The sequence below is a fragment of the Porphyromonas sp. genome, from assembly GCF_030529325.1.
Lineage (GTDB): Bacteria > Bacteroidota > Bacteroidia > Bacteroidales > Porphyromonadaceae > Porphyromonas_A.
In genome coordinates this window covers 1-11,067 of sequence record NZ_JAUMXC010000058.1, presented here as the reverse complement: position 1 = coordinate 11,067, position 11,067 = coordinate 1, and the positions used below count along the sequence as shown (strand labels likewise).

At 43.5% G+C, this 11,067-nt stretch carries 10 protein-coding genes; 7 read left to right on the top strand and 3 right to left on the bottom strand.

From position 1 onward, the window contains the following. Positions 1 to 242: 242 nt before the first annotated feature. The 3 genes from Q4A14_RS07985 to ispE form a co-directional block, all read right to left on the bottom strand. Complete coding sequence (locus tag Q4A14_RS07985) at positions 243 to 1,496, bottom strand: hypothetical protein (RefSeq protein ID WP_303171267.1); 1,254 nt, start codon at positions 1,494 to 1,496, stop codon at positions 243 to 245. A gap of 134 nt (positions 1,497 to 1,630) precedes the next feature. Further along, positions 1,631 to 4,198: a prolyl oligopeptidase family serine peptidase gene (locus Q4A14_RS07980; protein WP_303171266.1), complete on the bottom strand. Its 2,568-nt coding sequence runs from the start codon at positions 4,196 to 4,198 to the stop codon at positions 1,631 to 1,633. Between the two features lie 13 nt (positions 4,199 to 4,211). Next, on the bottom strand, positions 4,212 to 5,024 hold the full coding sequence (gene ispE / locus Q4A14_RS07975) for a 4-(cytidine 5'-diphospho)-2-C-methyl-D-erythritol kinase (RefSeq protein WP_303171265.1): 813 nt from the start codon (positions 5,022 to 5,024) through the stop codon (positions 4,212 to 4,214). A gap of 406 nt (positions 5,025 to 5,430) precedes the next feature. Here ispE and Q4A14_RS07970 point away from each other — a divergent pair, with 406 nt between their 5' ends. From Q4A14_RS07970 to Q4A14_RS07940, 7 genes are all read left to right on the top strand, one after another. Continuing rightward, entirely contained in the window at positions 5,431 to 6,168 is a 738-nt protein-coding gene (locus Q4A14_RS07970) for a tRNA threonylcarbamoyladenosine dehydratase (RefSeq protein WP_303171264.1), read from the top strand. A gap of 8 nt (positions 6,169 to 6,176) precedes the next feature. Then, positions 6,177 to 6,848, top strand: a complete 672-nt coding sequence (locus Q4A14_RS07965) for an ABC transporter ATP-binding protein (RefSeq protein WP_303171269.1) — start codon at positions 6,177 to 6,179, stop codon at positions 6,846 to 6,848. Next, a complete protein-coding gene (locus tag Q4A14_RS07960) occupies positions 6,845 to 7,525 on the top strand; it encodes a ComEA family DNA-binding protein (protein ID WP_303171262.1) in 681 nt (226 codons plus the stop codon). The genes Q4A14_RS07965 and Q4A14_RS07960 overlap by 4 nt, the downstream gene beginning before the upstream one ends. Positions 7,526 to 7,591: 66 nt before the next feature. Continuing rightward, positions 7,592 to 7,927 (top strand): zinc ribbon domain-containing protein YjdM, encoded by a 336-nt coding sequence (locus Q4A14_RS07955; RefSeq protein ID WP_303171260.1) that lies wholly within the window; start codon positions 7,592 to 7,594, stop codon positions 7,925 to 7,927. A 22-nt stretch (positions 7,928 to 7,949) separates the two neighbouring features. Further along, complete coding sequence (locus Q4A14_RS07950; protein WP_303171259.1) at positions 7,950 to 8,261, top strand: hypothetical protein; 312 nt, start codon at positions 7,950 to 7,952, stop codon at positions 8,259 to 8,261. A gap of 7 nt (positions 8,262 to 8,268) precedes the next feature. Then, entirely contained in the window at positions 8,269 to 10,206 is a 1,938-nt protein-coding gene (gene mutL, locus Q4A14_RS07945; protein ID WP_303171257.1) for a DNA mismatch repair endonuclease MutL, read from the top strand. Between the two features lie 128 nt (positions 10,207 to 10,334). Beyond that, a complete protein-coding gene (locus Q4A14_RS07940; RefSeq protein ID WP_303171255.1) occupies positions 10,335 to 10,772 on the top strand; it encodes a copper resistance protein NlpE in 438 nt (145 codons plus the stop codon). The last annotated feature ends 295 nt before the right edge of the window (positions 10,773 to 11,067 follow it).

The window sequence follows — 11,067 nt, the reverse complement described above, 5'->3', positions numbered from 1 at the left end:
GATGAATCAATATGCCTACCTTGATGCATCAAGTTAGACAACCTTTTTTAGAGTATGTTTTAACTGATATATTCGACTCCATATCATAGACCTCGAGGGGGCGTATGTCTGAACAGATATCATGACATACGCCCCCTCGAAGGATTGTTTGTTATTTATGGAGAGCTTAGGCTTGTGTACAAAAGGAATGTCTACACCATGATTATAAGAGCCATTCTTCGCCCAAAACTGTTTTGGGGAATTTAGAATTTGTATTGTAACCTAAGCGTAAAGATATTATCCTTGAGATCACTTTCGTAGCCTCTCAGACTATTGCTTTTTTCGTTGGATACTATCTCATAGTATGCTTGGGCTCTGAAGCTGGATGTTATTTTCCAGATAAGACCTCCACCAAGCGTATTGTATGAGATATCAGCCTTGTTGGTGTTGCCTTTCCCGATTTCATTGCCTGCCACTTCCGTATTGGGATCGTAGTTTTCATACTTGAGAACTGCTGAGACCGGGAGTTTTCCCAAGTCTTGTACAAGCATTGCATACCAGCCACTGAATCGACGGAGGTAGGTATCCCCAACATAAAGTGTAGACGAATTGGGACTTTTGCTACTTCCTTCAGTCCCGGGTTGTTGTCCCCATAGGTACTCTCCGCTTAGCAGCGTCTTACCAAGTGCGCTGTTGATATTGATGCGACCTTCGAGACCGAAGTATTCCCTCTTCGCATATTTGCCCATGTTTTTTGCATCAGCTTCGGCAACAAAACTTTTGTCTTTGATCTTGAAGACTTTGTCTGTGCCCTGATAGACACCTCCATTGTAGTAAGAGATCCCGAATGCCCCCTTGACATTGTTGTTTAATTTTTTTTCTGCCAAAAGGCTTCCGATAAAGTCCAATCTGCTGTCTGTCTCCTTTTTGATCCCGTTCCCGGCTACAAGAGCTGCTTCGAACTTGAGGAAACTGATGGGTGAATTTTCAGAAGCTTGGAGTGTCAGGCCCCCTCCAACGTCTCTAACATCCGGAAAGAGTGTCTCAAAAAGTAAGGAACGCTCCGGTGATTCTCTTTGGGATGAAGAGTATTCTATTTCGTGACCGAATGGCCTATTGATAACTCCGGCTACGATATTGCTCCTTCCCATTTTGGGCAGTTTGACCCCCAAATAAGCATCTCTGACACCAACTCCCTTCTCATTAACGTCAAATTGAAAAACTCCGGTAAATAGTCCCTCTGTGTAGGTAACCCTGAGACGTCCCCTACGTACACCTATTCTGTTCCAAGTCTCTGACTCAGCAGCTCCACGCTTATCTCCGACTTTGAGTGCGCTGTTTTCTTGGCCCACTTGTAGTTGGGTTTGCATATAGCCGGAGATCTTCAGTTTGCTGAGGGCAGATATGTTTTCTATCCGTTGCTGAACCTTTTTGACAGTTGATCCGTCTGTCTGTTCTTGAGCCTGGAGGGAGACTGCAATACAGAGGGAACATAGTGTGTAAATGATTTTTCTCATTGTTTTTTCGTTAAGTTGATTAGTTTACAGTGCAAAGCTATATGCACAAAGTTACAACTTGGTTGCATTACTGTTGTCAAACAGATAAGTTTGTTTCGATCATTCACAAGTACGAATGACTAACGAACCCTTTGTTACAGGTTTACCTTAGGGTACATGTCATTCCACCATGTGGGATCATCCTTGAGCCACTTTGCAAACCATGCAAAGATGGAGTTGGTCCACTCTATACGCTTGGGCGTCTCAAGAATGAAATGGTCTTGATTGTATATACGTACAAACTCAACTTCCTTTCCGAGGATCTTTAATGCGTTGTACATCTGTACACTTTCTCCATCAGGGACGTTGGTATCTACCGTCCCATGCAGCAACAGAAGAGGAGTGTTGATCTTATCTGCATTGAAGAGGGGACTTTGACGAACATAGAGCTCCGGATTGTTCCATGGATAGCTATCTGCACTTGCGACGGTGCTGTAGCCTACGCCCCAAAAACCTTCACCCCAATAAGATGATATCGCACTGATGCCCGCATGGCTTATTGCCGCTGCGAAAATATCCGTTACGGTCTGAAGATATTGGGTCATGAAGCCTCCATAGCTTGCTCCCATACAACCGATTTTTTTGTCATTGACAAAGGAATGAGTTGCACAGAACCCTTTGACCGACCCTATGATTTCGTCTGCTGTACGTTTACCCCACGCGTTCACATGGCGAGATGCGTACTCTTGTCCGTAACCTGTAGCTCCGCTTGGATTTACGATCAGTACGATATATCCCTGTGCCGCATAAAGATGTGGAGAGTATGAGCCTTCAAATGTTCTAGGAGTTGGAGAAGTACCACCGTAGTAGTACACGATCATCGGATATTTTTTATTTTCATCAAAGTTCGGAGGGAGATAGTATCTTCCCGGAACTTTGTCTCCGTTGGGCATAGTGAAGTTCCACTCCATGGCCTCACCAATCCTATAATCTTTTAGCTTGAGTGCTGAGAGGTCATAGATAAGCTCTTCCTTATTGTTACGGCCTGAGATCAGATATAAACGATCAGAGTTATTCATACTCTGCCCTACGTACGCAACCGTTTTACCGTCGTTGGATACGTCAAAGCTACGAACAACATCCTCCTTTGTAGACAATTTTGTGATTTTCCCTGTCGCAAGGTCACAACGATACAGACTTACTTTGTCTCCATCTTCAGCGGTAAAGTATGCCACAAACTGCTCTGTTGTCTGCTTTACACCAACAATCGCCGGATCAAAGTTTTTGGTCAGAGCAGTAGCTTTGTTGCTGTTCTTGTCATAAAGGAATAATTGACCATCATAGGTGTTTACTATGGCTCCTTCAGGTAGGTTGCGTCCGATCCCTCCAAAAGCATCTGCAGAGCCTTGGATAAGATATACTCCGGCCTTGGATGTGTATGACACGCTACTGATGCTCGAAGTATTGGCAAACAGAGTGTCCGCCTTCATTGTAGTAATATCCAATTCAATGAAATCAGATGTGTAGAAAGGTCTTTTGTTGGTTTCTTTAGATACAGAGAAGAGTATCTTTTTGTCATCTCTTGACATGTCGTGTGCTCCTGTCGATCTGTGACCGAAAGTAATAGGTCTGTATAGACCTGAATTTAGATCAAAAAGGGAGATGAAAGCCCTGTTTCTGAAGCCTTCCTGTCTATCTCCACGTCCCATAACTCTTGTGGCGTGTTTGCCTTTTTTAGGCCCTTCCTTTTGTTGTTGGTAGATGAGATAGTTTCCCGAGGTTGATATCCTGAAATCTCCTGAAGGTATAGAACTGTGCAACACCTCTTCTTCCATCGTTTCAGGGTTAAATGCCACAAGTTCTCTCCCCTCTGCTACTTGTCTTGAGTAATATAGCATATCTCTTCCTGGCAACCATGCCTCTCCGCCTGTTGTGCCAAGATCGCGTAACTTCTTGTTGCCTTTGTAAAGAGAGTATTTAACTCTATGTTTGCCATTTACATATTCTCTTTCTCCCATGATCATATATCGTCCTGATGGAGATATAGATACCTTGCTCAGACTGCTGCCATACAACATGAAGTTCAGATCAATGTGCCTGATCCTTTCTGTTGTGGCTGTTATGCCTGACTCTTTCTCTATTGAGGGTACATAACGGACACGGATTGCGACATCTGTGGTATCCTTGGTACTCTGGACGGTTTGAATTACGAGTTCATGGTCTTTTGGGGTGATCGTCAGAGGTGCTGTTACAGGAGATTTGATCGCACTTGCGGGCATGTTGGCATTTGATTGCGCTATCTGTGAGCCATTGAAGAAAGCCCTGAAAGGCACTGAACTTTCTATGAGCAGAGTCCCTTTCTCATAGTTGGGACTGCTGATGTTGGTCGTATAGGTGGTGATGTACGAGGCCAAAGAGTCATTTTTCTCTATGCGTCGATCGGTAAAAAAGCCATTTTCATTTGCTTTTTTTACTTGTCCGTTATTGTTACTTTTTCTATTGATGAAAGTGCTGTTAGACAAGTCTTTTTTGTTACTGTATTTCTGCCCTTGTACATCGATACTGTCGCTCATGAATGGAGTGCGAAACTCTACGGTACTATACTGTCTGAGCTCTCTGATGTTCAGTGTGTCAGGCTTTGCTTTTGCAGTATCCTGCCCCAATGCTGTCGAGGGTGCGGACACTGCAAGGCCTGCGATAAATAACTTGGTTAGTAGATTCATTTCGGTAATGTGATTATAAAATAAAGTGTTTGGTTATATACTTTTCAGATAATTTGGATATGTCCAAGGGGGACTTGCTAAGTGCGTACATCGTAGATCCCGAACCGCTCATAGACGCATACTCTGCTCCTTGTAGGTAAAGTGACTCCTTGATCTCTCCTAATACGGGATGTCGTGCAAAAACGCCTTCTTCAAAATCATTTTTGACATAATCTCTCCACTCACCTATGGGGCTTTGTAGCCACTTTCGCAGATCATGGCTTGATGATCGGGGGGAGACCTCTGCGTAAGCCTCTTTCGTAGAAATGTGGATTCCGGGAAGGATGAGATATAGGTGTTTACCCGATAGATCCAGGTCTATGGGCGTCAGTCTGTCTCCTATTCCCTCTGCATAGTGTGGTGTCGGATTGATGAAGAATGGGCAGTCTGCTCCCAATTGACCGGACAGCTGTTTTAATTCTTCATCATCAAAGGGGAGATCAAACATTTCTCGAAGCATCAAAAGTGTCATAGATGCATCGGAGGATCCCCCACCCAGGCCTGCTCCTGAAGGGATCTGCTTGCGCAAGATAATTTCCACAGGGGGCAAAGAGCATTTGTGTTGTTGGCGCAGTAAGTCATAGGCTTTCCACACGAGATTGGTTTGCGGATCACACAGATTGTCACAGCCCCCGAAGTCTATTCGCATCTCTTTGGACTCTATGATCTCCAGAGCATCACAGAATGGGATCGCATAAAAGACTGTTTCCAAATTGTGATACCCATCGCTCCTCCGACCGATGACATTTAACCCTATATTTATCTTTGCTTGGGGAAATCGAAGCATAGTTATCTCTTTTTCAGATTAGTGCTTAGTATTACTACAAAAGTACGTATAATAATCAATATTGACCATGGTATTTACCTCATGCTTCTGCGCTCTAAGTCGCTTAGATTATCAAGAATTTTTATACCCGGACTTGGGATGTGAGGCATGCTAAAAAGGTTGTCTAACTTGCGACATCAAGGTAGGCATCTTGATGAATCAAGTTAGACACATCGATTTTGAGGGTTGTATACCTTCTTTTGGGAAGTAAATTCTGAAGTGTTTTTGAGTCCTTTGAGCAAAATCTTCCTTAGATTTTGACCAAATTGTCGTATCTTTCGGACAAAGAAGCTTGGCTTTTGAATAAAAAAATCTGAATGGCAAATAATCGTATTTACAGGCAAAGAAAGGAGGATACTCTGTGACAATGAAGAGACATCCTGAGACATTCAATCGTACAGAGATGCTCCTTGGGCATGAGGCCCTGAAGGTGTTGGCAAAAAAGCATGTTCTTATCGTCGGACTTGGAGGAGTGGGAGGCTATGCTGTTGAGTTGCTCGTAAGATCAGGAGTCGGCGAACTTACCATAGTAGACTCGGATACTGTACAGCCATCAAACATCAACAGACAAATAATAGCTACACATGAGACCATCGGCAGATCAAAGGCTCGCCTGTGGAAGGAGCGTCTGAAGGCTATCAATCCTGATGTGATTCTCCATGTACACGAAACTTTCATCCGTGATGAGATCACCGATAGTCTCTTGGATGCAGTTCATTATGATTTTGCCGTGGATGCTATAGATACATTGAGTCCAAAGGCTCATTTTATCAAGTCTTTGCAGGAAAAAGGAATTCCGTTCGTGTCTTCAATGGGAGCTGCTGCAAAGGTAGACCCAAGGGAGATTAAGATAGGTAGGATAGACAAGGTAATCAACTGTACTCTCGCTCGCATGATGCGAAAGAAATTGAGGAAGATAGGTGTCCCGACAAAGTTCCGGGTCATCTATTCAACAGAGTTGCCCGACAGAGAGTCTACAATGGAGACTGACGGAGAGCAGAATAAGAAGTCTATATCAGGGACTATTGCACATATGCCGGCAGCTTTTGGTTGTTTCGTTGCATACGAGGTGCTTGAGTCCCTCATGAAGCAGGATATCGAATAATGAGTGAAATCGTCATAAGTGGATACAATATCTGCAAGAGTTTTGGTCCCTTGCAGATACTCAGGGGAATTTCCCTTGAAGTCAAAAGAGGGGAGATTGTGGCTATCATCGGTGCCAGCGGTGCGGGAAAGACGACCCTGCTGCAGATACTCGGTACACTTGATAGTGCTGATAGTGGAGAAGTACGGATACTCGGAGAGTCTGTGAGCAACATGACGAGTAATCAGCAGGCGGATTTTAGAAATAAAAATATAGGATTTGTATTTCAGTTTCATCAATTGTTACCGGAGTTTACTGCACAAGAAAACGTCGCTTTGCCCGCTATGATCGGAGGGAAGAGTAGGAAGGAGTCTATGGCAAAGGCTTCTGAACTTTTGGCAGCTCTTAATCTTTCTGACAGATTGACACATAAGCCCAATGCTCTCAGTGGGGGGGAAAAGCAGCGTGTTGCGGTGGCTCGTGCTCTTATCAATGACCCCGTGCTTATCTTTGCAGATGAACCTTCCGGAGCATTGGACAGTGATCATAAGGAGGAATTGCATAAGATACTCAGACAGTTGAGGGATGAACGCCAACAGACATTTGTTATCGTAACTCACGATGATACTCTTTCGGCCTTTGCAGACAGAGTCATACGGCTCAAGGATGGTCTCATCGTTGAACACATCCCAGGACTATGAGGGACTGGTTCAGGCTGAATCGAGACGATCGCAAAGCCCTACTTATCATCATGGTACTATACTCCATATTCCTCATATTTCTGTGGTTCAACAAGAGTGAGGCTGAGCCTGATCCACCGACTCCGGAAGTGATCGTCGCCGACCAGATCAATGGCGACAGCATCTTCCTTATTGAGTCGGAGTCCGTTCCTCCTCCAAAGAAAAGAGGGAGTGAGCCTCCTCCGGTACGGACCCCAAAATATCCCGGACCTCCGACAAAGGGTGGGGGCTTTATCACTAAAATGAAGCCTGGAGCCACTGTTGATCTCAATTCGGCCGATACACTGCTCCTTCAACGGATTCCGGGCATCGGACCTTCGTTTGCTCGGAGGATTGTCAAGTATAGAGAACTACTTGGAGGTTACTATTGTGTCGAGCAGTTACAAGAGGTTTATGGCATGGATCGGGAAAAATATAACAAAATATCGCCATTCATGCAGATCCGTACCGGCGTTCGTCGGATGACGATCCTTGTTGATAGCATACCTCGACATCCTTATCTATCATATAAACACAGACGTGTATTGACAGATATTTTGGTGCAGGATCCTCCCCTGACATGGGAAAAGATCATGGCTTCATCTGTCTTTAGTAAGGATGACAGTCTACGTCTGTCTCCATATATTGATATTCGATGAGGATAGTTTGAAATCGAAAACTTATCTTTGTATCATAATCTTCATAATAAATTTAAGCATATCGATATGACGGAATACCCACAATGTCCTCAGTGTAAGATGGATAATACTTATCATGATGGTACGAGTTATATATGTCCAGACTGTGGATATGAGTTTACATCTGATGACTATTTGACTGCAGAGGCCGACTCTGTTGCTCGTGACTGTAACGGAGCTCTTCTCTCTGACGGTGACGCGGTGACAGTCATCAAGGACTTGAAAGTGAAAGGCTCTTCCTTGGTAATCAAGCAGGGAACAAAGGTCAAGAGTATCCGTCTTACTGAGGATCCTGAACTTGTCGATTGTAAAATCGACGGCTCAGCTATCGTCTTGAGGACCGAGTTTTTGCGTAAGGGGTAATGTTATTTCAGCAGTCGTCACCATGGGTATATTTCAATTTTACAATCTAAGGAAACCAAAGGCTTTTAACTACAAGCCCTTGTACACTGATGAGAAAAAAGAGGAATTGAAGCGCAAAGTCGAAAAGGCACGTCGTGAACTCAGTGGTGACGATACCCTCAGGCCTGAAGACGTGAAGGAGAACATAAGAGGATCGTTTCATCAGGCTTCCAAGCATCTTCGGAAGTATGCCAATGATCCGGAGGCTTCCAAGAAAAGAAACTCTCGGACTTGGGTTTTAATCCTCGTTGCGGTCTTGCTTGCGGTCCTTTTCGTATACATGTACCTGCGCTGAAAGAGCTATGGATAATATTATCAATCTATTACCCGATAATATAGCCAATCAAATCGCTGCGGGTGAGGTCATACAGAGACCTGCATCTGTCATAAAGGAGTTGGTCGAAAACTCCATAGATGCGGGTGCGACAGAGATCGTCATTGAGATAAAGCAGGCAGGTAAGACCCTTATCCAAGTCATAGATAATGGTAAGGGAATGGCTCCTATGGATGCACGTATGGCATTCGAACGCCATGCAACATCTAAGATAAAGACTGCAGATGATTTGTTTTCACTTACGACAATGGGCTTCCGTGGAGAGGCCCTTGCTTCTATTGCCGCTGTAGCTCAGATTGTCTTGCAAACAAAGCCCCATGATGCAGATATGGGAACACGAGTTGAGATAGAAGCTTCAAAGGTCATCAACTCTTCTCCCGTGGTCTGTTCCCCGGGAGCCAACTTCTCCATAAAGAACCTCTTTTTCAACATTCCTGCACGTAGGAAGTTTCTAAAGGCTGATGATACCGAGTTTAAGCACATTGTTACGGAGGTACAGCGTGTTGCTGTAGTCCATCCAAGCACCTGCTTTACCCTTACTCACAATGATCAGTTGGTGCTGAAATTGGAGTCAACTTCCCTTAAGCAACGTGTGATAGACATATTCGGTAAACGTTTCATAGATATTTTATTGAGCCTTGAGACAAATACTCCCCTTGTTAACATTACAGGTTTCATAGGGAGAGCATCTTCTTCTCGTAAGAGGGGAGCTCAGCAGCATTTTTTTGTCAATGGACGTTTTATGCGCCATCCATACTTTCATCGCTCTGTCATGAATGCTTATGAGGGCATGATTCCCGCGGGAGATCAACCTGAATATTTTATCTTTTTCGATGTTGAGCCATCAAGCATAGATGTTAATATTCATCCGACCAAGACTGAAATTAAGTTTGAGGCAGAGAGCGATATCGGCAAGATTCTGTACTCTGCTGTGCGTGAAGTCTTAATGAAGGGTGCTGCGGTACCATCAATTAATTTTGATGAGGATAATCCTGTCGATATCCCGACATTTGTGCCTATGGACATAAGTGATATGAATGAGCCTCCCATTGTCTCTTCTCGTATAAATGGGGGGGGGCGTTCGGGAGCTTACTTGACATCTTCCTCTTCTGAGAGCGAGCAAGATGAGAATTATTCTCTCCCTGTATTCAGCGACTTGCCCAAAGAATTTCAACTGCCTGAGATATCAGATTGGGATGAGTTTTATCGCAGTTTTGAAGCCAATCGTATCCTCATCGATCGTCCTTCCTCTGCTACTGTCCCAAAATCTGTGACTGTCGGATCATCTATGCTTATCCCTTCGTCTATGATAGGAAAACCGGAACCGCAAGAAATATTGCTTCCTGGAGATAAGGTGATAGTTTTTGGTGAGTATGGGATTATTTCTAGAGATAAAGAGTTGCTTATTGTGCATCTTTATCGTGCTCGTACCAAGATTATCTATCAAGAATATATGGATGCCATTGGCCGGGAAAACATTATCTCTAGTCCTCTCCTTTTTCCTGAGCTTATTGATCTTGGTATTAAGGAGGCTCGTATTCTTGACAGTTACCGTGATTCACTTCAATTATTGGGCTTTGATATCTCGGAAATGGGAAAAAGTTCATATGCGATCAATGCTATCCCTTATGGTATGCCTGCAGGTAATGAGGGTGAATTGCTTCTTGAAATACTTGACGAGTGCAGCTCTGTGGACAAGAGTAGTGAGGAGGTTATTCATCATCGGCTTGTCACAGCTCTCACGGAGTTTCGTCTGAAACATGAGAGTCCTATGTTTACAGCTGAAGACGCATCTCAGGTGATCTCAAAATTGATGAAAATACCTAATTACTTGACCTCTCCATCAGGTAAAACTATCGTATCTGTAATTACGACTAAGGAACTCATCAAACGCTTTGGTGATTAAGACCTTTTGTCTGAGTCATGAGGGCTCTCTGTGTAAATTATACCCCTAGATGCACTATAAATAATATTTATTGCTAAATTTGATCCCATATATTGAGTTTCATCAAAGTGTAACAAAAAGAATTGATTATGAAAAAGAGTTTACTTTTGGGCTTGAGTTTTGTTGCCCTTATGGCTTTTGCAGCTTGTACAGGTACTGCAAAGAAAACTACTGATGGTGAGAATGCACAGGTTGAACAAACTGAGCAAGTGGCGGAAGCAAAAGCATGGGTTGGTACATATGAGGGCGTTCTCCCAACAGCTTCTGGTGAAGGAGTCAAGGTTACAATCTCCTTGAACGAAGATAACACTTTCGCTTCTAAGGAGGAATACATCAATGCTGATACTGTTGTGGATGCAAGTGGTGTTATTGAATGGGCGGAAGATGGAGTTAAATTCACATTAGTTGAAGAATCTGGTGAAAAGAAAATGTATTTGTTGGGTGAAGGTACCATTACAGTGTTGAATGCTGATGGTGCTGTAGTTGAAGGTGAGATGGCTGATATGTACATCCTCCGAAAGATCTAACTTCGACATTACATTTATACTAACAGTAGGGAGCTTCAGGGATAATCTCTGAAGCTCCCTTGCTTTTTGATGTTTTTATGAGTCGTAATATCTCACTCCGGAATAGCTTATGTATATCATTAAGAGACCTTTGCACAATAAATCAAGCTCTTTCTTTTTATTTATTCTATTGTATATCAATTGATTATTTTGTATATCAGTAATGTAAAACAATACAAAACTATGGCAAGACAAGGAAAATCAGGTAGTGTCCGAAAAAGTGTGTAAGGTTAGTTCTCCCTTTTTCCCCTGGGGC

Excerpts from the sequence above, each read along its gene's own strand:
- mutL (WP_303171257.1), top strand. The coding sequence starts at position 8,269 with ATGGATAATATTATCAATCTATTACCCGATAATATAGCCAATCAAATC.
- Q4A14_RS07955 (WP_303171260.1), top strand. The coding sequence starts at position 7,592 with ATGACGGAATACCCACAATGTCCTCAGTGTAAGATGGATAATACTTAT.
- Q4A14_RS07960 (WP_303171262.1), top strand. The coding sequence starts at position 6,845 with ATGAGGGACTGGTTCAGGCTGAATCGAGACGATCGCAAAGCCCTACTT.
- Q4A14_RS07950 (WP_303171259.1), top strand. The coding sequence starts at position 7,950 with ATGGGTATATTTCAATTTTACAATCTAAGGAAACCAAAGGCTTTTAAC.
- Q4A14_RS07980 (WP_303171266.1), bottom strand. The coding sequence starts at position 4,198 with ATGAATCTACTAACCAAGTTATTTATCGCAGGCCTTGCAGTGTCCGCA.
- ispE (WP_303171265.1), bottom strand. The coding sequence starts at position 5,024 with ATGCTTCGATTTCCCCAAGCAAAGATAAATATAGGGTTAAATGTCATC.
- Q4A14_RS07970 (WP_303171264.1), top strand. The coding sequence starts at position 5,431 with ATGAAGAGACATCCTGAGACATTCAATCGTACAGAGATGCTCCTTGGG.
- Q4A14_RS07985 (WP_303171267.1), bottom strand. The coding sequence starts at position 1,496 with ATGAGAAAAATCATTTACACACTATGTTCCCTCTGTATTGCAGTCTCC.
- Q4A14_RS07940 (WP_303171255.1), top strand. The coding sequence starts at position 10,335 with ATGAAAAAGAGTTTACTTTTGGGCTTGAGTTTTGTTGCCCTTATGGCT.